Source organism: Tenacibaculum sp. (assembly GCF_050290165.1).
Taxonomy (GTDB): domain Bacteria; phylum Bacteroidota; class Bacteroidia; order Flavobacteriales; family Flavobacteriaceae; genus Polaribacter.
Map to the genome: position 1 here is coordinate 485,149 of NZ_JBNKHD010000002.1, position 23,580 is coordinate 508,728.

Below are 23,580 nucleotides of genomic sequence, written 5' to 3' on the forward strand. Positions count from 1 at the left end.
CGAACATCAAATTTACTCAATTTTAGTCATTTTTAAACAAAAAACAGAAAATTCATTTTCCTATTTAATTCAAATTTAACGTTTCATTTTATTTAGTTACTTTTAGCCAATAAATTATACAAACCATGCTATTAACCCCTCTTGATTACATCATCATTTTTGGATTTTTTATTCTTTCATTATTCATAGGTATTTGGGCCTCGAAATCAGCTGGTAAAGACAGTGCTGAGTTCTTTTTATCGGGAAGAAATATGCCTTGGTGGTTATTAGGTGTTTCTATGGTTGCCACAACTTTTGCTGCTGACACTCCTGGTTTGGTAACCGAATTGGTTCGAAAAAATGGAGTATCAGGAAACTGGGTTTGGTGGGCTATGCTACTTACAGGAATGCTTACCGTATTTTTTTATGCTAAACTTTGGCGAAAATCAGGTATTACAACCGATTTAGAGTTTTACGAGTTGAGATACTCTGGTAAAATGGCTAGTTTTTTAAGAGGTTTTAGAGCTATTTATCTGGGTGTTATCTTTAATGTAATTACCATGGCAGGTGTTTGTTTGGCTGGTGCAAAAATCGCGAATATTTTACTAGGAATCTCTCAAAGTGAAATGTTATTATATTCCTCAATTGTTGTAGTAATTTACTCATCCTTAGGAGGATTAAAAGGTGTACTACTTACTGATTTTGTTCAGTTTTTAATAGCTATGGCAGGTTCTATTTGGGCTACTATATATATTGTTGGGTTACCAGAAATTAATGGTTTATCTAATTTACTAACTCATCCTAATGTAAGCTCTAAATTAGCGATGCTTCCAGACTTTTCCAACAAAGAAGCATTGATTACTCTATTTATTATTCCTTTTGCTGTACAATGGTGGAGCACTTGGTATCCTGGTGCTGAACCAGGAGGAGGAGGTTATATAGCTCAGCGTATGTTAGCCGCTAAAGATGAAAAAAACGCTACTTGGGCCACATTGTTTTTTAATTTTGCTCATTATGCATTACGTCCATGGCCATGGATTATAGTGGGATTAGCTTCTTTAATCATCTTCCCTAATTTAGAAAGCATTAATCAAACATTTCCTAATTTATCTACTGAGATGCAAGGACATGACGTTGCCTATGCTGCTATGATGACTTATTTACCTGCTGGTTTATTAGGTATTGTCTTAACTTCGCTAATTGCAGCATTTATGAGTACCATTTCTACTCAATTAAACTGGGGTAGCTCCTATGTTGTTAATGATTTTTATAGTCGTTTTATCAATAAAGAAGCTTCTGAACGTCAAAAAGTCATTGTTGGTAGAATATCTACTGTAGTTTTAATGTTCTTAGCTGCTGTATTTTCGTTCTACTTACAGTCTGCTAAAGGTGTTTTTGATTTACTATTACAAATTGGTGCAGGAACGGGCTTGTTATTTATTCTACGTTGGTTTTGGAGTAAAATAAACCCTTACAGTGAAATTGCTGCTATGGCTATTTCGTTTATTATTGCTGTTTTCTTTTTCATTAATGGTAAACTTGAAACTCCTCTTATTGAAATTGCTGGTTACTGGCAGTTAATTATTGGTGTTTTTGTTACTACTATTGGATGGGTTATCGTTACTATTTTAACACAACCTACAGATAATAATACTCTAGAAAAGTTTGACGCTCTTATTTTTGATGGAGAAAGTAAATTTAAAAATATAGGTTTTAAAATAGTTGGTTTTATAACTGGAACTATTGGTGTTTATAGCTTTTTATTTGCTACAGGAAACTGGATTTATGGAAAAATCAATTTAGCTATAACACTTACTATTACAACTGCTATTTGTATTTTGATTTTAAGACGAATTTGGAAGTATATTTCATAGACAGAAAACAATAGAGTTCCTAACAATTATTGTATCGCTTTTTTATATTTTGAAATAATTGTTTGTACTCTAGTATTTTCAAAAACTGAAGGATATAGCTCCTTTATAATTACGTGATATTCAAAATCAATCGCTAAGGCATTTTTTAAATGTGTTAAGCTATACTCTTCCTTACCTAAAATCAAAAACAACCCACAAAGTCTGTATTCAATCTCTGCAAACTCTTTGTATATCTTTTTAGCCTTAATCAATATCTTCAAGGATTCATTAAACTCACCTAAAAACAATAATATATCTGCTAAGGCCACGTAGATTTCAATTTCTATATCTCCTAACTTTAAACAATTAGTAAAAGCACTTACTGCCTCTTCATAAAAATTAAGCTTCAAGTTAATATCTCCATAGCGTCTCCAATACAACACATTACCTTCATCAATTTGCAGTGCTTTATTGATATAATACAATGCTTTTTGGTAATTCTCTTGATTATAACATGCATTCGTTAATAAAATCCACCCTCTATCCAAAAGAGGATCTTCATGAACTGCTTTCTTATAAAAACTCACAGCTGTTTGAGTGTTACCTAAATGCTCATAACATTCTCCAATCCTTATATAAGCATATGCTGTAGGATCATCTAACTCTAAAGTAACAAGATAATTCTCTATAGCTTCTTGATAGCGCTTTAACTCTTCTAACGTTTTTGCTTTTTCTAAATACCCTCCAATAAAACTATCATCAATTAACACAGCATAATCATAAGCAACAAGAGCCTCTTTAAACATTCCTAGCTCAAAATATTGTTTTCCTAACTGATGCCATGCTACTTCACAATAAGGGTTTTTATCTAAGTAAGCATTTAAAAAACGGATTGCATCTTCATGATTTTCTTCCATATCAAAACAATACACAATATTGTATAAAGAAGAATAATCCTCATAATCTACCTCGATACACTTCGCAAAGTTTAATCGTGCATTTTCGAAATCATCTAAATACAAATACTCCATACCTATCATTGACCATATATCAGCAGGGTCTTCTATATATTGTAGTGACTCTTTTAATATTGAAATGGCCTCAGTATGTTTTTTCTTTTTAGATAAAATGATTGCCTTTTGTATAAACACCTCATCGTTATGTGGCTCAACAGCTTCTATATTAGACAGCATTTTAATCGCTTCATGCAATTCATCTTCAAAAATTAAAATTTCAACTTTCATTAATTTTAGTTGAATTGATGAGGGATGTTGCTCTAAACCTAGTTGAACAGCTTTTTTAGCTAAAGAATGTTTACCTATATTTAAGTAATGTTCTATTATGTTTTCAAACTCGACTGCATCAAAAAAATATACTTCATTGGTTTTCAACATCGATTCAAATTTTGACAGTGACATAGGCTAACAGATTTGAATTTACATAAAGTTACAACAAGAACAGTGCCCATTTATCTTTTGTCGCAATTGTTTTCAACAATTTAATTAACAATTAACATATCGCTCCTCTTTAATTTTTTAATATTTAAAAGAAACGATAGATTATTTTTCTATATTTGAAAGAACTAAAAAATTCAATTGAATTTAACATCTAATTTTTAAACAAAATATCATGAGTAAATTTGACGAAAAAGTAGCCCTTTACAAGAAATTTATGGACGATAGAGATATTCGTTCTAATACTGAATTATTAACAGCGGTAACTAAAGGATTAGGCCCTTCTATTTATAAAAATGATGCTGAAACAGTATCTGGTAGCGATGCAAAAGAATTAGAAACAGTTAAGAAAAATTTTCTAATAAATAAGTTAGGGTTAACTGATGGTCCAGCTCTAGACAAAGCTATAGAAGAAGTAATGGAAAGAATTGGGAAATCTGAAAGAAATAAATACCGTGCAGTAGTATACTACATGCTTGTTAAGAAATTTGACAAAGAAGCTGTTTACGGAATGTAAGAATTACATCTCTATAAAAATATAAGTCCTGTATTTACTTTTGAATACAGGATTTTTTTATTTTAGCCACCAACAAACAACGTATATATATGTCGCAATTCATTAGCGTTTTTGACATGCTAAAAATTGGGGTGGGACCTTCTAGCTCCCACACTTTAGGCCCTTGGAGAGCAGCTCAACAATGGATTCAAAAATTAAAAGACTCCAACGAGTTTCTTTTAATAGAAGAAGTAAAAGTAGATTTGTATGGTTCTCTCTCTTTAACCGGTAAAGGGCATGCGACAGATTTGGCTGTTTTATTAGGATTAAGTGGTGCTGACCCAGAGTATGTTCCTATTGAAAGCATTGATGTAATTATTAATGATATTCATAATAAAGAGCAACTGTTTTTTAACAACGAAAAGAATATTCCATTCTTTAAAGACTCTGTAAAATTTAATAGAGAATTTCTTCCCTTTCATGCCAATGGAATGACTTTTAGAGGCTATGCTCAAGGAGTAGAAATTTCTACTGAAACCTACTACTCTATTGGTGGTGGTTTTATTGTTCAAGAGAATGACAATCTGGCAGAAGATATAGAAATTAATAAACAAAACTTTCCGTTTCCTATAAACAGAGCTACTGAACTTGAAGCTTACTGTGAAAAAGAAGGTTTGAATATTTCTGACATTGTACACCAAAATGAGTTGGTTATCAACTCAGCTGAGGATATTGATAAAGAACTACATCGTATATGGAATACCATGTTAGAATGCATGTATATTGGTTGCCATACCCAAGGCATTTTACCAGGTGGTTTAAACGTTAAACGACGTGCTTTTGAAACACATAAAAAGCTGATAAAAGATGCTGAATACACCAATCAAGAAGAATGGATAACTGCTATTCGAGGTACCGAAGTTAAATTTCGAGAAATTTTAAAATGGGTAAGTTGTTTGGCCCTATCGGTAAATGAAGTAAATGCTGCATTAGGTAGAGTTGTTACCGCTCCAACTAATGGAAGCGCAGGAGTTATTCCTGCCGTTTTAATGTACTACCTAGTTATTGAAAACCATGAAGCAGGTTTTGAGGAAGTAAAAAAATTCTTACTTGTTGCTGGAGAAATTGGTAGTATTTTTAAGAAAAATGCCACAATTTCTGCTGCTATGGGAGGTTGTCAAGCAGAAATAGGTGTTTCATCTGCCATGGCTGCTGCTGCTTTAACTGAATTATTAGGAGGTACTCCTTCTCAATGTTTGGTTGCTGCGGAAATTGCCATGGAACATCATTTAGGGCTTACTTGTGATCCTATTGGTGGTTTGGTACAAATTCCTTGTATTGAACGAAATGCTATGGGAGCTATCAAAGCTATTAATGCTGCCGAATTGGCTTTAGAAACCAACCCAAAAGAATCTAAAGTTCCACTAGATAAGGTTATTGACACTATGTGGGAAACTGCTAAGGATATGAACCGAAACTACAAAGAAACTTCAGAAGGAGGTTTAGCTATTACAGTACGTTTGGCTGATTGTTAGTTTTTATTTTATTTCAACAGGTTCTCCTAAAAATTTAGGTTTTACATTAAAGAGGATATCTACAAATACTTTTACTCTTGCAAGGTATTCTCTTAGTTGAACTTTTATAGCTCTTTTACCTGAAACTCCTTTGGCATTGAATCCTATTGCATCAATATCAAAATGTTGAGCCAAATACAGAGCTCTCTCATTATGAGATGGTTGAGAAATAACCGTTACAGAAGTTTGCCCGAAAATTTCTTTGACTCTTATAACTGAATCCAACGTTCTAAAACCTGCATAATCTAAAAAGATTTTATCCTCTGGAATTCCCGATTTTATTAAATCATTTTTAAAATCAGTAGGTTCATCGTAATTTTCAGAACCATTATCTCCGCTTACTACAATAAAATCTATCTTTTGAGCTTTATACAATTCAATTGCTGCATCCAACCGAAATTGATAATATAAATTGACTCTTCCATCAGAAAGATACTTTACTGTACCCAATAAAAGACCTACTTTATTTTTTGGGATATTTTCTGTGGTGTTAAATACTTTTCCTTTAGCATTATTAACTATAGTTATATTAGAAACAGCAATTATAATAATAGTTAAAAAACAACTTATCAGAAAAACAATAGCAACTTTTTTTCTCTTCATTTACCTAGTAAATACCAATTCAGTTTCAGTTGACATTTCTTGAGAAAACCCATACCCTTCAACATCAAAACCTTTTAACTCTTCTATAGTTTCAATATTATGATCAACTATATAACGTACCATTAACCCTCGTGCTTTTTTAGCAAAAGTCATGATAGTTTTATACTGTCCGTTTTTAAAATCTTTAAAAACGGGAGTAATCATTGGTACTTTCAATGCTTTTTTAGGAAGTGCTTTAAAATACTCTGAACTTGCTAGATTGATTAGTAGTTCGTCATCAGCTAATTCTTCATTTAACGACTCTGCTAAAGTAGTGCCCCAAAATTTGTACAAATTATCTGCTCTTCCCACTTTCAATTTGGTTCCCATTTCTAAACGATACGGCTGAATCAAATCTAACGGTTTCAACAAACCATATAAACCAGACAAAATTCTCAACTTATCTTGCAATACAGGAACCTTATCTTCTGAAAGAGAGTTTACATCAATCCCTCTATACACCTCTCCTGTAAAAGCAAAAACTGCTTGCTTTGCATTTTCTAAAGAAAAAGGTGGATGCCATTCTTGATTTCTATCGTAGTTTAAGCTCGCTAAGTCATCAGAAATCTTCATCACCTCTCCTATTTTTTTTCTAGATAGTGTCTTAAGTTTCTTATTCAACTTTTCCGATTGTTCTAAAAATCTAGGTTGTGTATATATCTCTGTCGTTGCTTTAGTATCAAAGTCTAACGATTTGGCAGGTGAAATAATAATCTTCATTCAATAAATATTTACGGTAAAAATAAGAAGCAATTTTAAAACCATCAATTACTTCGAGTAATTAATATTGATTACAGTATTGATAAATTTAATACTATATTTTTAGTCCGTCATAAGCCAAAAACACATTTTTTGGCAACTCTTTTTCAACCTCATCATGAAAACCTAATAACTCACTAATATGCGTTAAATATGCTTTTTTAGGCTGAACATCTTCTATAAAACTCAACGCTTCCTCTAGATTAAAATGTGTCTTATGTGGTTCTTTTCGTAACCCTGTTACAATTAAAACATCAAGATCTTTCAATTTCTTTTTTTCTTCTTCAGAAATTGTCTTAATATCCGTTACATAAGCTATATCATTAAAACGATAACCTAAAATAGGCAACTGTCCATGCATTACTTCTATTGGAATCATCTCTACTCCATCCAACATAAAGTTTTCTTTATATGAAATTGTATTAACTTTTACTTTAGGAGCGCTTGGATACCTATTTTCTGTAGCAAAAATATAATCATATCGTTTTTTCAAAATATCAAAAACCCTATCAGTAGCATATAGAGGCATCTCTCCTATTTGAAAACAATAAGGACGAATTTCATCCAGTCCTGCAATATGATCTGCATGTTCATGGGTAAACAAAATCCCATTTACTAATTGTACTTCCTCTCGCATCATTTGTTGACGAAAATCAGGACCACAATCAATCACATAATTAACATCATCCCAAGAAATTAGAATGGAAGAACGTAATCGTTTGTCTTTCGGGTTTTTAGATAAAGCTACTGGATGTTTGCTTGCAATCATTGGAACACCAGTCGAAGTTCCAGTTCCTAAAAAGGTTACTTTTAATTGTTTTTTTTTCTTCATTTTCATCACAAAAATACAACAAAAATTGTCTGGTGGCTCCTAATTTCAGTACATTTGTACTACGTAACAAAAAATAACAAAATGGCAATTACGTTAAAAGGAGATCAAAAAATAAATACAGTACCTACAACCAAAACTAAAGCGTTAAAAATTAACTTGAATGCCCATATATATGGGACTTTTGCTGAAATTGGAGCTGGACAAGAAACTGTTCGTAATTTTTTTAGAGCCGGAGGAGCATCGGGTACTATTGCAAAAGCAATGAGTGCATATGACAAAGATTTTTCTGATGCCATTTATGGAGTTGAAAAAGACAATCGTTATGTTACAGAACTTCGATTAAAGAAAATGTTAAAGCATGAAATGGATTTAATCGAAGAACGTTTAGATCGTCAAAAACATCCAGATAAATTATTTTTTAGTTATGCTAATACCGTGGCTACAATAAACTTTACTAAAAAGTTTAAAGGTCATGGTTGGGTTGGAATTCGTTTTCAATTAGATCCTTTAGAAGATTATAACGAAATTGTTTTACACCTTCGTTTTAAAGAAACGGATGCTCGTTTACAACAAGAAACTTTAGGTATTTTAGGTGTTAACCTAATATATGGCGCTTATTATTTAAATGATAACCCTAAAGAGTTACTTAAATCTTTTTATGATAATATAGATAAAGATCGTTTAGAGATAGATATGATCAACTTCTCTGGTCCTCGTTTTATGTATGTTGATAACCGTTTAATGAGTTTACAACTAGTTAAAAACGGTATGACTAACGCTGTAATGTTTGGACCTGATGGTAACAATATGTTACCTGCACAAGTACTTTACAAAAAAAATATCTTAGCGCTTCGTGGTAGTTACAGACCTGTAACAAAAGTAAACATGGATATGTTTGAACGTTCTAAGCAATTATTTTTTAATGAGAACAAAGTAGACCCTAGTAAAACCAAAATTATCTTTGAAATTACCTTAAGTAATCTTCGAGCTGAAGGAGAAATTAATGAACGAGATTTCTTAGACAGAGCAGAACTTTTGTGTTCTTTAGGGCTGAACGTAATGATTACCAACTATCAAGAGTACTTTAAATTGGTTGAATACTTTAGTGAATTTACTAAAGAAAGAATGGGATTAGCTATGGGAGTATATAATCTTATTCAAATTTTTGATGAAAAGTATTACCGCGATTTAAGTGGTGGTATTTTAGAAGCCTTTGGTAAATTATTCTACAGAGACTTAAAAGTGTACATGTATCCTTATAAAGATGAGGAAACAGGAGAGTTTATTACTAGTGAAAACTTAAAAGTACACCCTAGAATGAAAGAATTGTATAAGTTCTTTAAAAACAACGGTAGACTTCTTGATATTAAAGATTTCAATCCTGATATTTTACATATTTTCTCTAGAAAAGTTTTAAAGATGATTAAAAACGGAGAAGATGGTTGGGAAGAAATGTTACCTAAAGGGGTAGCTGAAATCATCAAAGAAAAACGTTTATTCGGTTGTACTAAAAAACTGGGATAACTTATTTTCCTTCTTTTTAAACCTTTTAGTATCTTTAAAGTCTAACAACTAAATAACTTTTTTAGTTGACTGACGAAATTACACTTATAGATAAACTACAGCAGCCTCAAACAAAAGAGGTTGCTTTTAAGCATTTGGTATCGCACTATAAAGAGCGATTGTATTGGCATATTAGGAAAATTGTAATTTCTCATGATGATGCCGATGATGTTTTACAAAATACTTTTATCAAAATATTTAAGAATATTGATAGTTTTAAAAGAGACAGCAAACTGTATTCGTGGATGTATCGAATAGCAACAAACGAATCAATTACATTCATTAACAAAAGAGCTAAAGAAAAAAACATTGATATTTCTGATTATCAACAAGTATTAATCTCGAATTTTGATAGTGATCAATGGTTTTCTGGAGATGAAATCCAAGTAATTTTACAAAAAGCAATTGCTACGTTACCTCAAAAACAGCAGTTGGTATTTAATATGAAGTATTTTGATGAAATGAAATACGAAGAGATTTCTGACATTTTAGAAACCTCGGTTGGAGCATTAAAAGCATCGTATCATATAGCCGCTAAAAAAATTGAACAATTTATAAAGAACTATAATTAAACCTTTTAAGTAAAATAAAGTCTTATTAGAGTAATGAAGAAAGATTTAAAACATACTATAGATTATTTAAACCAAAAGGTGGATAAAAAAACGGGGTTTTCTGCCCCAGAAGGATATTTCGACAATGTTCAGGAGAGTATTTATTCCTCTTTATTTGTAGACAGCCTACCTAAAGAGAAACCGTTTTCTACACCTGATGATTATTTCACCTCTGTAGAAAAAAATATTCTATCAAAAATAGAACAAAAAGAAAATACAAAAGTAAAAGTTATACCGCTTCGTAATCGTCTATTTCAATACATACCAGCTGCAGCAGCGGCATCTGTATTACTTTTTATTGGAATTAACTACTTTAGCTCTCAAAAGATTTCTTTTGATGATATAACCATTGCCGATGTTGAATCTTGGTACGATAATGGATATGGAAATACCAATACCGATGAGTTAGCTACAGTTATTAATCCTGCTGATATTGAAGAAGACATATTATCAACTATTAGTGACGAAAATTTAGAGGATTATTTAAATACAATTGACAACAATACACTATTAAATGAAATTGAATAGAATGAAAAAAAACATACTTTTAACCTTCTTTTTATGCTTAAGTGTTTTTTTTACTCAAGCGCAAACAAGAAAAGGAGGATATGAAAAAATTAGAGCTTTTAAAATAGCTTTTCTTACCGAAAGACTAAATTTAACAGAACACGAAGCTGAAAAATTTTGGCCTATCTATAACATATATGATAAAAAAATGATGGAGCTTCATAGAGAAGAACGACGTGGTATAAAGAAAAATATCATGAGTAGTGGCGGTCTTGATAGTTTATCTGAAAAAGAATCAAAAGAGATTTTTGACAAAATTAAATTAGTTGCAAAACAACAATATGAAACAAAGACTGAGTTTTATTCCAAGTTGACTAAAATTTTACCCTACAAGAAAATCCTTCAGCTTGAAATTGCGGAACACGAATTTAACCGCAAGCTTATAGGAAAACTCAAAGGCAGGAATAAAGAGTATCACAAATAAAAAAGGAAGCGATAATCGCTTCCTTTTTTACTTATCTACTAATGCTAAACAAACATATAAATCTGGTTTGTTTGCTGTAAATTGTCTAAGCCAAATTGTTAGCTCTTCTATTTCGTAGGGTAATAATCTACTTAAAGCTTTTTCAAGCTCTCTACAAAACAAATCGGCGTTAAAACTAACTTTTTGGAGTACAGTTTTAGTGTACTCATACATAGCTCTTGCCATATCTTTATTGGGGTTATCTGTTATTTATTTCAGAACGTAATTTACAAAAATTTATTCCATATTAGGTGTTAAATTTTATCAAAAAAAAATCGAGACTTGATCAAGTCTCGATTCCTATAAACAACTAACTTATTAATTATAAATTGTTTACCTTTTCTATTAAAGCATTTGCTCTTGTCTCTAACTCAGCACTAACTGACTTGTAATGAGCTTTTTTATTTTCAACATTTTTTGCGTTTACTTTTGCAATTAAATCATCAAAAGTTACAATAACCTCATCAACAATAGCATCTGCTTTCTCTTTATTAGCCTCAGGATTTAATTCAGAAGCTATTTGACAAATACTAATAATGTCTCCTAAAGTATAGTTAATATCTTTTTTTAAATTTTTTACGCTTGACATAATTATAAATTTTGATGCAAAATTAATCGATTTTATCTAATTCTTGTTGAAATTTTTCAAAAAACTGCCCAACATGATATCCATCAACCAAAGCGTGATTTACATTTATAGCAACAGGCATTAGCATTTTATTATTTTCGTGTTTTATTTTACCAAAAGCTAATTGAGGTACACTATCATTTTTATTTCCTGAAAAAGGTTCTTTATGTCCTGAAAAACTAACCCAAGGAATTGCCGAACAATGTATACATCCCAAAGAATACTCCAGAGGAAATAACTCTTTTGAATTTAAAATTCGTTCTTTTTCTTTTTGAAAATTAAAATTAAACTCTTCAAAATTTTCAGAATAAACTATATACGAAAAACCAAAAGTATTATCAGGTCTTGCAATAGTTGCAGAAGCATTGATTGTTTCATAAATAGCAATTTGATTACCTTCTATTCTATATTTTAAATTCTCAACTGCATTAATAGCTTTCATGCAAGCATGTAAATATCGTACAAAAAAGGAGTGTTTTTTTTCATTTACTGACTCATATATATTTGTCACATCTACATCTGCTACCAATCCAAAAGTTGGATCAGCTAAGGTTCTAAAATGTTCAAAAAGTTCTTTTCTATTCCAGTTTTCAATATCTAAATACTTCATTTATAAAAAACTTAATATATCTGTAATATTAGATACTGTTTTATAAGCATCAGATTTTTGTTCATCACTAACCTCTTCGTGTGCCCATGTAGTATGAAATGGCACGTGTATAGCTGTTGCTCCAATTTCTAACAATGGTAATACATCTGATTTTAACGAATTTCCTATCATTAAAAACTCTGACGGATTAATATCCAATCGTTTTACCAATCTCTTATAATCAGCTTTTTTCTTTTCACTCATTACTTCTGTATGATGAAAATACTTTAAAATTCCAGATTTGGCCAATTTACGTTCTTGATCTAACAGATCTCCTTTGGTAGCCACAATCAATTTATACTTGCCATGTAGATGTTGTAATACCTCTTCTACTCCATCTAACAACTCAATAGGTTTTTCTAACATATCTTTTCCTATTTCTAAGATTTCCTCCATTGTTCTGGGAGTAATTTTGTAATTAGAAATTTCTAAAGCACATTCAACCATTGATAGCATAAAACCTTTTACTCCGTAGCCATAAATTTTAAGGTTTTCTATTTCCTTTTTAAATAACTCTTGATGGATTTTGTTCTCTGTTTCATAATCTGATAACAATTTTGCAAACTCATCTTCAGCTTCACGAAAATAAGTTTCGTTTACCCAAAGTGTATCGTCTGCATCAAAAGATATTACTTTAATCTTATTCATTTGCTAATTGTTTTATGGCTTTTTCTAAATCTTCAGGGGTATCAATACCAATGCTTTCAACTGAAGTTTCAATCATTTTAATTTTCTTTCCTACTTCTAAATAGCGAATACATTCTATTTTTTCAGCTGCTTCAATTGGTGTCATTGGTGTATAATAAAAATCAATTAAAGCATTTTTTCTGAAAGCATACACACCTTTGTGTTTGTAATAATCTACATTCACTTCTTGATCTCTATGATATGGAATTACACTTCTTGAAAAGTAAATAGCAAAATCATTCGTATCTGTAATTACTTTTACATTATTTGGATTCTGAATATCTTCAACATCTGTCATTTTTACTTTCAGGGAAGCTAAATCTATCTCCTTTTTATCATCTCCTTTAAAAACATCAATTAATTTTGATAAAGAAACTGTATCAATAAAAGGTTCATCTCCTTGTACGTTTACCACAATATCCACATCCATACCTTCAACAGCTTCTGCTATTCTATCGGAACCACATTCGTGTTCTTTTTTACTCATCAGTACTTTACCTCCAGCAGCCTCAATAGTATTAAAAATTACTTCTGAATCAGTAACTACATATACTTCATCAAACAAATTAGCTTGTAAAGCAGCTTCATAGGTTCTTACAATTACTGGCTTTCCACCCAAATCTTTCATCAATTTCCCTGGAAAACGTGATGCGCTGTAACGCGCAGGAATCATTGCTATTATCTTCATAAATGATATAAAACTATGTATCAAAGATACATATTTATACAACTATAATAAAAGTATACAAACAGTGGATTGACAAAACTTTAACATTAATTAATTCTATGTTTTATACAATTTTTAAAAAGTTTCACTATTTTTGGTCATTATGAAGGCGCTTTTACGCACATATACGTTTATTTTTAACACGATCAATTCGATTTCGTGTAATGCCCGTATGCACAATAAACAGTATGTATATATAACACAAAGCACCCAAAACAATAGATATAAACATCGATTTTAATAAAATCAATTTTACTATAAACTTACAAAGGTGCTTTTTACAAAAAGCACCTTTTTTATTTACTAATATTTTAAATTTTAAACATTATGAACACTTTTAAGTATCGAAATTCAATTAGAAAACATGTAGCCTCAACTATAATGTACTCAGTACAAAACCCTTTTTACAGAGATCCAGAATTACTAATACTTAACCCGTAACTATCATGAAATCATTAAACACTACACAAAACATAAAAAATCAATTTATTGTTAGCAAAAAACAAGTTAGCAAAAACAAGGTACTAAAGACATCTATCTTATACGACAAAATTGAGTCTAGCGTACAGTCTTCACTTAACTTATACAAGAACTCATCTGATTTAAGTTTTAAAAGCATTGAATTTGACCTACTAGAAAATGCTTATTTAAATGATAAACTTATCATTAAAAACAATATTAAAAAATTGAGTACTACAGAAGTTGTTTTAAACATTACTGTATCAAAAAAAGAAGAAAAGAAACAAGATATTATTTGTACAGCTGTATTTGGCTACAGTTTAGAAAAAGCTTCTTAATTATTCCTACGATTGATTCAACAATCAATCATGCAATTTTAAGTTAGTTTAGTTTGTTTATAAGCTTAAGAGAGTTTTCTCTTAAGCTTATTTTATGAATATCTCTAATAATTCAGATGAACCGGTTGATAAAATTTTCACTTCCTTAATACAAGCTGGAACTAAAATGGTTTCTCCCTTTTTAACAACTTCTTGTTGTTCTTTATATTCAAAAACCACTTCACCTTCTACGCACATATAAATTACAAAGCTATCTTTTGAAGATAAATCAATTGTAAGTTCATCACTTGCAGGAAGAACATTGGTTGTAAAGTAAGGACAAGAAACTACCTCAGTTGCTACATTTTTTTCTTTTAAATATGGAGTTTTATAGATTTCTTTTGCAGAAAAATCAATAACATCCAAAGCTTCTTCTGTATGTAATTCTCTATAATTTCCATCTATATCTTTTCTGTCCCAATCATATATTCGATAAGTTATATCCGAAGTCTGTTGGATTTCAGCAATTAGTAAACCAGCTCCAATAGCATGAACTCTTCCTGGTGGCACAAAATACACATCGCCTTTTTTTACTTCATCTACATTTAAAATGTCTAGCAAGGTTTTATTAGCAAGATGTTGTAAGTATTCTTCTTTATTAGAATCTTTTTTAAACCCCACAATAATGTTTGACTTTTCATCTGCTTGAACAATGTACCACATTTCTGTTTTCCCAAAAGAATCTTGAATTTCTGCTGAATCGTCATCAGGATGTACTTGAATACTCAACACTTCATTAGCATCAATAAACTTTATTAATAAAGGAAATTCATCTCCAAAGGTTTTGTATACATAATTCCCTACTAAATCATGCTTATATTCTTTTAGAAGATCTCGCAATGTTTTTCCTTGTAACGAACCATTACTTATGACGGATTCATCTCCATCAACATCAGAAATTTCCCAGCTTTCTCCAATATTATTACCATCAGAGCTTTTATGTAGTAATTGATTTAATTTTTTCCCTCCCCAAATTTTTTGTTTCAAAATTGGAGTAAATCGTAGTAGTTGATTTATCATAAATTAAGCTCCTCTATAAGTTACGTAGTTTCTTGGTGTTTCGTATAAAGTAACTTCTAAATCTAAGTTTTCAGGAATACTTACTCGTAATTTATTATAAATTACTACTGATATATTTTCTGCCGTAGGATTCAAATTTTTAAACTCTTCAACCTCCATATTCAAGTTTTTATGATCTAAAGCATCTTCAACTTTTAGTTGTATTAAGTTTTTGAGTTCTCCTAAGTCATAGACATAACCTGTCTCTTCATTAATTTCTCCAGTTAATGAAACGATTAACTCATAATTATGCCCATGGTAATTTGGATTGCTACACTTACCAAAAACCTCAAAGTTTTTTTCATCAGACCAATTAGGATTGAATAGACGATGTGCTGCATTAAAATGCGCTTTTCTATGTACAGTTACTTTTGGCATATTATATAAACTTAGATATTTTTTTATATGATTCTTTAAAAATAATCTTAAACCACGCTGTGTATTTTTCAGGATGGTTTTCTATATCATTTTTCACCGCCTCTAAAGGCATCCATTTATACGAAGCCACTTCTTCTGTATTTATAATAGGTTCGTCGTTAAATCGCCCAATCATTACATGATCTAATTCATGCTCTGTTAAACCATTATCAAACGGAGCTTTATAAATGAAAGAAAACACTTCTTCTAACTCACACAAAAACCCCATTTCTTCTTGTAATCTACGTTTTCCTGCTTCAATATTTGACTCTCCTTCTCGTTGATGTGAACAACATGTGTTTGTCCATAGCATAGGAGAATGATATTTTTCAGCAGCACGTTGTTGAAGCATTAATTCATTTTTATCGTTAAAAACAAATACTGAAAATGCTCTATGTAACAAGGCTTTTTCATGCGCTTCTATTTTTTCCATTAACCCTAATGGATTGTCTTGTTCATCAACTAAAATTACGTGTTCTTTCATCTTTAGAGTATACGAAAAGCAAACTTACAAAATTGAGTTCAGTCCAACAATTAAACCCTTTGAACAGTTCGCTTTAAAATGTATCTTTGCAACCTTAAAATTTATAGATGAGTTTTTTAGAAGAAATACAGAAGAGACGTACATTCGGAATTATATCGCATCCCGATGCTGGTAAAACTACTTTAACAGAAAAATTATTACTTTTTGGAGGAGCTATCCAAGAAGCAGGTGCTGTTAAAAACAATAAAATTAAAAAAGGAGCTACTTCCGATTTTATGGAAATTGAGCGCCAACGTGGTATCTCGGTTGCTACCTCTGTATTAGCTTTCATTTATAAAGATCGTAAAATCAATATTCTTGACACCCCAGGTCACAAGGATTTTGCTGAAGATACCTTTAGAACCTTAACTGCAGTTGATAGTGTTATTGTAGTTATTGACGTTGCAAAAGGAGTTGAGGAACAAACCGAAAAGTTAGTAGAGGTTTGTCGTATGCGAAAAATTCCAATGATTGTTTTCATTAATAAATTAGACCGAGAAGGTAAAGATGCTTTTGATTTATTAGATGAAGTTGAACAAAAGTTAGGATTAAAAGTAACTCCGTTAAGTTTTCCTATTGGAATGGGATACGACTTCAAGGGAATCTATAATATTTGGGGCAAAAAGTTAAATCTTTTTTCAGGAGACAATAAACAAACTATTTCTGAAGGTATTGAATTTGATGACATTAACAACCCTGAATTAGACAAAAAAATTGGAGAAAACTCTGCAAACAACCTTCGTGAAGAACTAGAGTTAGTTAGTGAAGTATATCCTGATTTTGACCAAGAAGCATATATTAAAGGAGATTTGCAACCAGTATTCTTCGGTTCTGCTTTAAATAATTTTGGAGTAAAAGAATTATTAGATTGTTTTATTGACATTGCTCCTAATCCGCAACCAAAACAAGCTGAAGAGCGTTTGGTTGACTCGAAAGAAGACAAACTAACTGGGTTTGTATTTAAAATCCACGCAAACATGGATCCAAAACACCGAGATCGTTTAGCTTTTGTTAAAATTGTATCGGGTACTTTTAAAAGAAATACTCCTTACCTACACGTTCGTAATGGTAAAAAAGTAAAATTCTCAAGTCCGAATGCCTTTTTTGCTGAAAAGAAAGAAATTGTAGAAGAATCTTTCCCTGGAGATATTGTTGGTTTACACGATACTGGTAGCTTCAAAATTGGAGATACATTAACTGAAGGAGAACAATTAAACTTTAAAGGAATTCCTAGTTTCTCTCCAGAACATTTCCGTTATGTGAATAATGCTGACCCTATGAAAGCTAAACAATTGTACAAAGGTTTAGATCAATTAATGGATGAAGGAGTTGCACAGTTATTCACCATGGAAATGAACGGACGTAAGATTGTAGGAACTGTGGGAGCTTTACAATATGAAGTAATTCAATATCGTTTAGAGCACGAATACGGAGCTAAATGTTCATATGAAAATATTGCTGTGCACAAAGCTTGTTGGGTTCAACCAGAAGATCCAAAAAACGAGGAATTCAAAGAATTTAAACGTGTAAAGCAACGTTATTTAGCAAAAGATAAACAGGGTCAGTTAGTATTTTTAGCAGATTCTCCGTTTACTATTCAAATGACACAACAAAAATATCCAACTGTAAAATTACATTTCACTAGTGAATTTTAGCCAATAATTGGCATTAAGTATTTATCCAATTATGAAAAGTAAAAGTTATAACGTCATTACGAACAAAATGAAACTATCTCAAACTATAAAAGAAAGATTACTTCGTTGCACTCGTAATGATTTATATCTCTTTTTTCTCTTTTCTTTTTTCTCTTTTCTAATGTATAGTCAAGAGAATTTATCAAACTTACAGGGAAAAGAACTACATAATAAAGTTCGTTTAAATTTTATTCCTGTTGAAATGCCTACGGATAAATTCCCTAACCTAAAACCAACAATGGGTTTAGCGGGTTTACATTACCAAATCCCTATTAATAATTGGTTATATGGAGGTGCTGGATTTCACTTTGCGGTAACAGGCGATCAAGGAGGCTTATTTACCTTAGGAGCTGAATTAGGAATCAATAAACAGTTATATAAAAACATATACCTAGATGCAAACTTCCATTTTGGAGGTGGCGGTGGCTATAGAAATTTAGTGAACGATGGCGGATTTATAAATCCAAATATCGGTTTACAATACAAGAAGAATGATTATTCCTTTGGGATACAATACAGTCACGTTAATTTTTTATCAGGAGAAATTAAAAACAATTCAGTTTCTTTCTTTGTAGAAATTCCTAGTATTTTACGTTTTACCGATTACGATAAAGCACATAAAGAATTTGTAGCGGATAACCTTTCTCCTGAAAGTTTTTGGAGCAAACCTGCTGTTAAAAATGTACAACAAATTCGTTTTGACTTTTTTAAACCCATTGGAAATTCTAGAAAAGATGACGCTAACAACCAAGAACCTCTTACAGAAACTTTGTATGTAATCGGTTTTGAATATCAAAAATACTTGAGTGATAACACTTTTTTATTTGCACATACCGATGCTATATACAAAGGGTTACGTGCAGGTTTTATGGACTTGTTTTTTGGAGCAGGATATCATCCATACCAATCAAAATATATTAATATTTTCGGAAAATTAGGTGTTGGTGCAGCTGGTGGTCGTGTGGCTCCAGAAGGTGGATTAATGATGTATCCTTCAGCAGGAATCGATTTAAAACTATTTAAAAATATTGCTTTAACTGGTCATGGTGGATATTATCGTGCTATCGCTGGTGATTTAGAAGCTTATACTTATGGTTTCGGTTTAAAATATTTTGGACTTAATGGCGGAATATCTTCCGAAGAAAATAAAACTTACTACACTCAAGGATTACGAGTAGAAGTACAAAATCAAAGTTATTTTGATGTTGCTAAAACTGATGACATCTATGATGTTACCGAAATTGATTTACAATTAATCGGGTTAAAAGTAAATTACGATTTAAACAAATGGCTATACATCGCTGGTGAAGCTGGTTTTTCATATGATGGTCGTTCAGGTGGTTATGCTCACGGATTAGCAGGTGGTGGTATATATAGCCCTCACTTTTTTAACCAAAAAATGCGTGGATTTATAGAAATAATGACAGGTGCTGGTGGTGGTGCTGGAGTAGACACTGATGAAGGAATTATTATGCGACCAACTCTTGGATTGAGTTATGATGTAACAAATCAAGTTTCAGTAATTGCTTCTGGTGGTCGATACTATTCACCTTTCGGTAACGTCAATTCAAACAATATTAACATAGGTTTAAGCTTTAACCTTTCAACTTTGTCTGTAAAGAACTAACTTTGTCATCGTAAAGAACGAAATGGTGTAATAATCTTAATAAAAAAGATTCCTTCATTTCATTCGGAATGACACACATATAAAATAAGAGAAAAAAATGGATAACGGAATTTATGCAAAGTTCACCACTCCAAAAGGTGATATTTTAGTAAACTTAGAATACGAGAAAACTCCTGGAACTGTAGGTAACTTTGTTGCTTTAGCAGAAGGAAATTTAGAAAACTCAGCGAAACCACAAGGAACTCCTTATTATAACGGATTAAAATTCCATCGTGTAATTGCAGATTTTATGATTCAAGGTGGTTGCCCACAAGGAACAGGAACAGGAAACCCTGGTTATAAATTTGATGATGAAATTCATCCTGAATTAAAGCACGATGCTCCGGGAAAATTATCAATGGCTAATGCAGGCCCCGGAACTAATGGTTCTCAATTTTTTATTACACACGTTGCTACTCCTTGGTTAGATGGTAAGCATACTGTTTTTGGTAGTGTTATTGAAGGGCAAGATGTTGTTGATGCTGTTGAGCAAGAAGACACTATGGATGTAGAAATTATCCGTGTTGGGGATGCTGCTGAAAAATGGAATGCTGTTGAAGCATTTAGAACTTTTGAAGGAGCTCGTGAAAAACGTGAAGCAGAAGCTAAAGCTCATCAAAAAGAATTATTAGATCAAGTAGCTGCTGGGTATGATGAAACTCCAAGCGGATTACGTTATAAAATCTTACAAAACGGAGACGGAAAACAAGCGACTAAAGGAGCAATGGTTTCTGTACACTACAAAGGTCAGTTATTAGATGGAACTGTATTTGACTCTTCATACAAACGTAAACAACCCATCGATTTTGCTATCGGTGTTGGACAAGTAATTGCTGGTTGGGATGAAGGAATTCAATTATTAAAAGTAGGTGACAAAGCTCGCTTAGTAATTCCATCGGATTTAGCTTATGGAGAAAGAGGTGCTGGTGGAGTAATCCCTCCAAATGCTACCTTAATTTTTGATGTAGAATTAATGAATGTAAAATAATTAAATTTATTTATATTTTTAAAAGGCTTTCGATATATCGAAAGCCTTTTTTTATTAGCGAAATACGCTTAATATTAAATTAAACTTCATAACATTGGATACGACTTTCTTTAACAGACTTATGATATTAAACTAACCATTAAAAGTAACATTTATTTCATTTTTACGGTAGCAAACTAAACCATAGACAATGAAAACAATTTTACTATTCTTTTTCCTTCTTTTATTTCAAATTAATTACGGTCAAAACGTGTGTACTAGCCCAGAAGAAAGTACTTTAGACTTAAATGTAATTAGTTCAAAAAAATGTGATGCCACGGTTGAGAAAACACAGCCTCGAAAAAGAATTACAACTACCGTAACTGCTAGAAATAGAATTAAAAAAGTTAGAAAAGAAACTCAACAAAATCAGTCAAGTTTAAATGCCAACTCTAGCATTTCTGTCATAATAGAAAGTTATGATTTAAGTTTAGAAAACACTTTAAAATCTCAAACTAAAGAGGTTTTATTTTCTGTGGTAGAACAAGTTCCTTTGTTCCCTAATTGTAAAGATGATTCAAATGAAAATGCAAAAAAATGTTTTAAGGATAATATGCAAAAACATTTTACAAAAAACTTTTATCCAGAAGTATTTTCAGAAGAAGGTATTCAAGGTCGAATTTTAATTCAATTTACGATTGATGTTTACGGTAAACCTAAAAACATTCAAGTAGTAAGTTCTAAAACTAGTGATGTTATTACTAAGGAAGTCCATAGAATAATTAATAAACTTCCACTTTTGACCTCTGGCAAAGAAAAAGGAATACCCGTAAATGTTACTTACTCATTCCCTATAACCTTAACGTTAAATTAATATCAACCATATTCTAAAAAATACAAATATTTTTATTTTCGCTCCTCCTAAATCCCTTTAAATAAAATAACATGAGAACTCTCATTTTTATAATTACCGCTTTTTTCACTACATCAATCTCTTTTTCACAAGAAAAATGTGAGAGTCCAAATGAAAACATTCAAGATATTAATAGCATTAGCATTACTAAATGCTCTATTAAAGATGTAAAAGAAGCTCTTGAAAATGAAGAAGCTAAAGAGATTTCAGTTAGAAAGAAAAGACACAGAAAACTTAGAAAAGTTAGTTCAATTTCGGCAACTTCGAATCAGATAGATCAGATAGATAATGAAAAAGAATTAGTTGAAGAATTAAGTGTCAAGAATGATATTCTAATGTCATTAAACAAAGTTCCTTTCCATTTAGTAGAACAAATTCCTTTATTTGAAGCATGCAAAGACACTCCTATAATCAAACAATCTAAATGTTTTGAACAACAAATGACAAAACATATTATTAGAAATTTTGATTACCCTAAAGAAGCAATACAGAAAGGTATTGAAGGTAAAGTATTAGTTCAGTTTACCATTGATAAAGAAGGAAATGTTATTGATATAAAGAAAAAAGGGCCTCAAAATGGTGAGATTTTAGAAACTGAAGCTCAAAGACTTATTTCTTCGTTACCTAAATTTATACCTGGTACTCATAAAGGCAATTTGGTAAATGTTAAATATGCTTTACCAATCATATTTAAAGCGCCAAGAAAATAGTATTTCTTTTAATTTTTAAAATTAAATAACATAGAAAAGAATGGAAATTTAAAATAAATTTGTAGCTCTATAATTTTTTTTTATATTTACGGCATTACTCAGCAAGTAATTAACAGCTAGTTAACTTTATAAACACTTAAATTAGAGCACAATGATGAAAAATTTCCCCTCAGTAGTTGCAGTAATGCTATTTTCTTTAGCAGCTGTAGGACAGGAAGTATGTACCACTCCTGACGAGTCAATAGCAGATCCAAACAGTATCACTAAATGTGCAATCCAAGATGTTGATGGCGGTGCAAAGAAACAATTATCAATCGAAGTTTCTACAAGAAGACGTGTAGTTCGTAAAAATAAAGAAGCTGTTTCAGCTATTGGAGGAAGTATCGACACTTCTCAAAAAGTAGCTGACATTAAGAAGAATTCTTTACTAGTAGGTAAACTTGAGTTAGAAGAAGATAATTCAGCTACAATAGAAAAAATTCCTTTTAACTTAGTAGAAGAGATTCCATTATTTGAGAAATGTAATAATGTGCCTTTAATTAAACAAGCAAAATGTTTTGAAAGTAACATGGCTAAGCATATTATTAACAACTTTAACTATCCACAAGAAGCCATAGATGCTGGAATTCAAGGAAGAGTGTTAGTTCAATTTACCATTAATGAGCAAGGAGATGTGGAAAGTATAATAATGCGTGGTCCAAAAGATGGAGAAGCTTTAGAAAAAGAAGCAAGTAGAATTATTAATAACCTTCCTAAATTTATACCAGGTAAACATAATGGAAAAACTGTAAAAGTAAAGTATGGTGTTCCTATTACATTTAAAGCTCCAGGAGCCGCATCTAATAACACTTCTACTTCTGTTACTAATACAACTAAAAAAATAGTAAAAAAAGCTCCAGTTTCTAAAGAAAAAGTTATAACTGATTTTGTTAAGTTCGCTGAAGTACAAAGTATTCCACAATTTAAAGCTTGTACTAAAGTTCCTGACATGCAAAAATTAAACTGTTTTAATGAAAGAATGGTTAGCCATATACAAAGAAACTTCAATTACCCTGTTGCTGCTGCTGTTCAAAATATTGAAGGTAGAGTATGGGTTCGTTTCATAATCGATAAAAAAGGTAACGTTACTAATATAAAAATGAAAGGACCTGAAAATGGCCAATTATTAGAGCTTGAAGCTAAAAAAATGGTATCTAATTTACCTAAATTTATTCCAGGTGAGCATAATGGAAAAACTGCCAATGTAGAGTATTACATTCCTGTTAACTTTAAGCTTAATTAATAAGTGTTTAAAAAGCTTCAAACTTTTCA

At 31.2% G+C, this 23,580-nt stretch carries 26 protein-coding genes; 14 read left to right on the forward strand and 12 right to left on the reverse strand.

What is annotated here, in order from left to right:
• The first annotated feature begins 125 nt into the window (after positions 1-125).
• Entirely contained in the window at positions 126-1,853 is a 1,728-nt protein-coding gene (locus ACQY6M_RS04345) for a sodium:solute symporter family protein (RefSeq protein WP_428740580.1), read from the forward strand.
• Positions 1,854-1,879: 26 nt separating this feature from the next.
• On the opposite strand, the gene ACQY6M_RS04350 is transcribed toward ACQY6M_RS04345, so the two are convergent.
• Positions 1,880-3,226, reverse strand: coding sequence for a tetratricopeptide repeat protein (locus tag ACQY6M_RS04350; protein WP_428740581.1), 1,347 nt, complete (start codon positions 3,224-3,226; stop codon positions 1,880-1,882).
• Between the two features lie 235 nt (positions 3,227-3,461).
• Here ACQY6M_RS04350 and ACQY6M_RS04355 point away from each other — a divergent pair, with 235 nt between their 5' ends.
• Together ACQY6M_RS04355 and ACQY6M_RS04360 are read left to right on the forward strand one after the other, a co-directional pair.
• Positions 3,462-3,803: a DUF2853 family protein gene (locus tag ACQY6M_RS04355; RefSeq protein WP_428740582.1), complete on the forward strand. Its 342-nt coding sequence runs from the start codon at positions 3,462-3,464 to the stop codon at positions 3,801-3,803.
• Positions 3,804-3,892: 89 nt separating this feature from the next.
• The gene (locus ACQY6M_RS04360) at positions 3,893-5,317 is read left to right on the forward strand and encodes an L-serine ammonia-lyase (RefSeq protein WP_428740583.1); all 1,425 of its coding nucleotides are present in this window, start codon (positions 3,893-3,895) and stop codon (positions 5,315-5,317) included.
• Between the two features lie 3 nt (positions 5,318-5,320).
• On the opposite strand, the gene ACQY6M_RS04365 is transcribed toward ACQY6M_RS04360, so the two are convergent.
• The 3 genes from ACQY6M_RS04365 to ACQY6M_RS04375 all read right to left on the reverse strand — a co-directional run bounded on the left by ACQY6M_RS04365 (position 5,321) and on the right by ACQY6M_RS04375 (position 7,589).
• On the reverse strand, positions 5,321-5,959 hold the full coding sequence (locus tag ACQY6M_RS04365) for a SanA/YdcF family protein (protein ID WP_428740584.1): 639 nt from the start codon (positions 5,957-5,959) through the stop codon (positions 5,321-5,323).
• Positions 5,960-6,718 carry a peroxide stress protein YaaA gene (gene yaaA / locus ACQY6M_RS04370; protein ID WP_428740585.1) on the reverse strand — a complete coding sequence of 253 codons (759 nt, stop codon included), beginning with the start codon at positions 6,716-6,718 and terminating at the stop codon, positions 5,960-5,962.
• Between the two features lie 94 nt (positions 6,719-6,812).
• Positions 6,813-7,589, reverse strand: a complete 777-nt coding sequence (locus ACQY6M_RS04375) for an MBL fold metallo-hydrolase (protein WP_428740586.1) — start codon at positions 7,587-7,589, stop codon at positions 6,813-6,815.
• Positions 7,590-7,670: 81 nt separating this feature from the next.
• Between ACQY6M_RS04375 and ACQY6M_RS04380 the strand changes: the two genes are divergently transcribed.
• The 4 genes from ACQY6M_RS04380 (at position 7,671) to ACQY6M_RS04395 (ending at position 10,754) form a co-directional block, all read left to right on the forward strand.
• Positions 7,671-9,113, forward strand: coding sequence for a TonB-dependent receptor (locus tag ACQY6M_RS04380; RefSeq protein ID WP_428740587.1), 1,443 nt, complete (start codon positions 7,671-7,673; stop codon positions 9,111-9,113).
• A 65-nt stretch (positions 9,114-9,178) separates the two neighbouring features.
• Positions 9,179-9,724, forward strand: a complete 546-nt coding sequence (locus ACQY6M_RS04385; RefSeq protein WP_428740588.1) for an RNA polymerase sigma factor — start codon at positions 9,179-9,181, stop codon at positions 9,722-9,724.
• Between the two features lie 33 nt (positions 9,725-9,757).
• Entirely contained in the window at positions 9,758-10,291 is a 534-nt protein-coding gene (locus ACQY6M_RS04390; protein ID WP_428740589.1) for a hypothetical protein, read from the forward strand.
• Between the two features lies 1 nt (position 10,292).
• On the forward strand, positions 10,293-10,754 hold the full coding sequence (locus ACQY6M_RS04395) for a sensor of ECF-type sigma factor (protein WP_428740590.1): 462 nt from the start codon (positions 10,293-10,295) through the stop codon (positions 10,752-10,754).
• A 27-nt stretch (positions 10,755-10,781) separates the two neighbouring features.
• Here the strand turns inward: ACQY6M_RS04395 and ACQY6M_RS04400 are convergent, their stop codons facing one another.
• The 5 genes from ACQY6M_RS04400 to kdsB all read right to left on the reverse strand — a co-directional run bounded on the left by ACQY6M_RS04400 (position 10,782) and on the right by kdsB (position 13,445).
• Positions 10,782-10,979, reverse strand: coding sequence for a hypothetical protein (locus ACQY6M_RS04400; RefSeq protein WP_428740591.1), 198 nt, complete (start codon positions 10,977-10,979; stop codon positions 10,782-10,784).
• Between the two features lie 136 nt (positions 10,980-11,115).
• A complete protein-coding gene (locus tag ACQY6M_RS04405) occupies positions 11,116-11,382 on the reverse strand; it encodes a hypothetical protein (RefSeq protein ID WP_428740592.1) in 267 nt (88 codons plus the stop codon).
• Between the two features lie 22 nt (positions 11,383-11,404).
• Entirely contained in the window at positions 11,405-12,031 is a 627-nt protein-coding gene (locus tag ACQY6M_RS04410; RefSeq protein ID WP_428744919.1) for a CatA-like O-acetyltransferase, read from the reverse strand.
• Positions 12,032-12,718 (reverse strand): HAD family hydrolase, encoded by a 687-nt coding sequence (locus ACQY6M_RS04415; protein WP_428740594.1) that lies wholly within the window; start codon positions 12,716-12,718, stop codon positions 12,032-12,034. It lies immediately after the preceding gene.
• Positions 12,711-13,445 carry a 3-deoxy-manno-octulosonate cytidylyltransferase gene (gene kdsB, locus ACQY6M_RS04420; protein ID WP_428740595.1) on the reverse strand — a complete coding sequence of 245 codons (735 nt, stop codon included), beginning with the start codon at positions 13,443-13,445 and terminating at the stop codon, positions 12,711-12,713. Before kdsB ends, ACQY6M_RS04415 begins: the two co-directional genes overlap by 8 nt.
• A gap of 485 nt (positions 13,446-13,930) precedes the next feature.
• Between kdsB and ACQY6M_RS04425 the strand changes: the two genes are divergently transcribed.
• Entirely contained in the window at positions 13,931-14,281 is a 351-nt protein-coding gene (locus tag ACQY6M_RS04425) for a hypothetical protein (protein ID WP_133535701.1), read from the forward strand.
• Between the two features lie 87 nt (positions 14,282-14,368).
• Here the strand turns inward: ACQY6M_RS04425 and ACQY6M_RS04430 are convergent, their stop codons facing one another.
• Genes ACQY6M_RS04430 through idi form a run of 3 tightly spaced genes read right to left on the reverse strand, consistent with a single transcriptional unit; the run spans position 14,369 to position 16,280 of the window.
• On the reverse strand, positions 14,369-15,340 hold the full coding sequence (locus tag ACQY6M_RS04430; protein WP_428740596.1) for a type I phosphomannose isomerase catalytic subunit: 972 nt from the start codon (positions 15,338-15,340) through the stop codon (positions 14,369-14,371).
• Between the two features lie 3 nt (positions 15,341-15,343).
• Complete coding sequence (locus tag ACQY6M_RS04435) at positions 15,344-15,757, reverse strand: 6-pyruvoyl trahydropterin synthase family protein (RefSeq protein WP_428740597.1); 414 nt, start codon at positions 15,755-15,757, stop codon at positions 15,344-15,346.
• A gap of 1 nt (position 15,758) precedes the next feature.
• Positions 15,759-16,280: an isopentenyl-diphosphate Delta-isomerase gene (idi, locus tag ACQY6M_RS04440; protein WP_428740598.1), complete on the reverse strand. Its 522-nt coding sequence runs from the start codon at positions 16,278-16,280 to the stop codon at positions 15,759-15,761.
• A 107-nt stretch (positions 16,281-16,387) separates the two neighbouring features.
• Here idi and ACQY6M_RS04445 point away from each other — a divergent pair, with 107 nt between their 5' ends.
• The 6 genes from ACQY6M_RS04445 (at position 16,388) to ACQY6M_RS04470 (ending at position 23,551) form a co-directional block, all read left to right on the forward strand.
• Positions 16,388-17,974: a peptide chain release factor 3 gene (locus ACQY6M_RS04445; protein WP_428740599.1), complete on the forward strand. Its 1,587-nt coding sequence runs from the start codon at positions 16,388-16,390 to the stop codon at positions 17,972-17,974.
• 160 nt (positions 17,975-18,134) lie between these two features.
• A complete protein-coding gene (locus ACQY6M_RS04450) occupies positions 18,135-19,640 on the forward strand; it encodes a hypothetical protein (RefSeq protein ID WP_428740600.1) in 1,506 nt (501 codons plus the stop codon).
• Positions 19,641-19,737: 97 nt separating this feature from the next.
• The gene (locus ACQY6M_RS04455) at positions 19,738-20,667 is read left to right on the forward strand and encodes a peptidylprolyl isomerase (protein WP_428740601.1); all 930 of its coding nucleotides are present in this window, start codon (positions 19,738-19,740) and stop codon (positions 20,665-20,667) included.
• A 190-nt stretch (positions 20,668-20,857) separates the two neighbouring features.
• Positions 20,858-21,520 (forward strand): TonB family protein, encoded by a 663-nt coding sequence (locus ACQY6M_RS04460; RefSeq protein ID WP_428740602.1) that lies wholly within the window; start codon positions 20,858-20,860, stop codon positions 21,518-21,520.
• Between the two features lie 71 nt (positions 21,521-21,591).
• Entirely contained in the window at positions 21,592-22,269 is a 678-nt protein-coding gene (locus ACQY6M_RS04465) for an energy transducer TonB (RefSeq protein ID WP_428740603.1), read from the forward strand.
• A gap of 151 nt (positions 22,270-22,420) precedes the next feature.
• Positions 22,421-23,551, forward strand: coding sequence for an energy transducer TonB (locus ACQY6M_RS04470; protein WP_428740604.1), 1,131 nt, complete (start codon positions 22,421-22,423; stop codon positions 23,549-23,551).
• Positions 23,552-23,580: the final 29 nt, after the last annotated feature.

Bases quoted from the DNA above. Each gene is read 5' to 3' on its own strand.
- ACQY6M_RS04345 (WP_428740580.1), top strand. From the start codon at position 126: ATGCTATTAACCCCTCTTGATTACATCATCATTTTTGGATTTTTTATT.
- ACQY6M_RS04350 (WP_428740581.1), bottom strand. From the start codon at position 3,226: ATGTTGAAAACCAATGAAGTATATTTTTTTGATGCAGTCGAGTTTGAA.
- ACQY6M_RS04355 (WP_428740582.1), top strand. From the start codon at position 3,462: ATGAGTAAATTTGACGAAAAAGTAGCCCTTTACAAGAAATTTATGGAC.
- ACQY6M_RS04360 (WP_428740583.1), top strand. From the start codon at position 3,893: ATGTCGCAATTCATTAGCGTTTTTGACATGCTAAAAATTGGGGTGGGA.
- ACQY6M_RS04365 (WP_428740584.1), bottom strand. From the start codon at position 5,959: ATGAAGAGAAAAAAAGTTGCTATTGTTTTTCTGATAAGTTGTTTTTTA.
- yaaA (WP_428740585.1), bottom strand. From the start codon at position 6,718: ATGAAGATTATTATTTCACCTGCCAAATCGTTAGACTTTGATACTAAA.
- ACQY6M_RS04375 (WP_428740586.1), bottom strand. From the start codon at position 7,589: ATGAAGAAAAAAAAACAATTAAAAGTAACCTTTTTAGGAACTGGAACT.
- ACQY6M_RS04380 (WP_428740587.1), top strand. From the start codon at position 7,671: ATGGCAATTACGTTAAAAGGAGATCAAAAAATAAATACAGTACCTACA.
- ACQY6M_RS04390 (WP_428740589.1), top strand. From the start codon at position 9,758: ATGAAGAAAGATTTAAAACATACTATAGATTATTTAAACCAAAAGGTG.
- ACQY6M_RS04395 (WP_428740590.1), top strand. From the start codon at position 10,293: ATGAAAAAAAACATACTTTTAACCTTCTTTTTATGCTTAAGTGTTTTT.
- ACQY6M_RS04400 (WP_428740591.1), bottom strand. From the start codon at position 10,979: ATGGCAAGAGCTATGTATGAGTACACTAAAACTGTACTCCAAAAAGTT.
- ACQY6M_RS04405 (WP_428740592.1), bottom strand. From the start codon at position 11,382: ATGTCAAGCGTAAAAAATTTAAAAAAAGATATTAACTATACTTTAGGA.
- ACQY6M_RS04410 (WP_428744919.1), bottom strand. From the start codon at position 12,031: ATGAAGTATTTAGATATTGAAAACTGGAATAGAAAAGAACTTTTTGAA.
- ACQY6M_RS04415 (WP_428740594.1), bottom strand. From the start codon at position 12,718: ATGAATAAGATTAAAGTAATATCTTTTGATGCAGACGATACACTTTGG.
- kdsB (WP_428740595.1), bottom strand. From the start codon at position 13,445: ATGAAGATAATAGCAATGATTCCTGCGCGTTACAGCGCATCACGTTTT.
- ACQY6M_RS04425 (WP_133535701.1), top strand. From the start codon at position 13,931: ATGAAATCATTAAACACTACACAAAACATAAAAAATCAATTTATTGTT.
- ACQY6M_RS04430 (WP_428740596.1), bottom strand. From the start codon at position 15,340: ATGATAAATCAACTACTACGATTTACTCCAATTTTGAAACAAAAAATT.
- ACQY6M_RS04435 (WP_428740597.1), bottom strand. From the start codon at position 15,757: ATGCCAAAAGTAACTGTACATAGAAAAGCGCATTTTAATGCAGCACAT.
- idi (WP_428740598.1), bottom strand. From the start codon at position 16,280: ATGAAAGAACACGTAATTTTAGTTGATGAACAAGACAATCCATTAGGG.
- ACQY6M_RS04445 (WP_428740599.1), top strand. From the start codon at position 16,388: ATGAGTTTTTTAGAAGAAATACAGAAGAGACGTACATTCGGAATTATA.
- ACQY6M_RS04450 (WP_428740600.1), top strand. From the start codon at position 18,135: ATGTATAGTCAAGAGAATTTATCAAACTTACAGGGAAAAGAACTACAT.
- ACQY6M_RS04455 (WP_428740601.1), top strand. From the start codon at position 19,738: ATGGATAACGGAATTTATGCAAAGTTCACCACTCCAAAAGGTGATATT.
- ACQY6M_RS04460 (WP_428740602.1), top strand. From the start codon at position 20,858: ATGAAAACAATTTTACTATTCTTTTTCCTTCTTTTATTTCAAATTAAT.
- ACQY6M_RS04465 (WP_428740603.1), top strand. From the start codon at position 21,592: ATGAGAACTCTCATTTTTATAATTACCGCTTTTTTCACTACATCAATC.
- ACQY6M_RS04470 (WP_428740604.1), top strand. From the start codon at position 22,421: ATGATGAAAAATTTCCCCTCAGTAGTTGCAGTAATGCTATTTTCTTTA.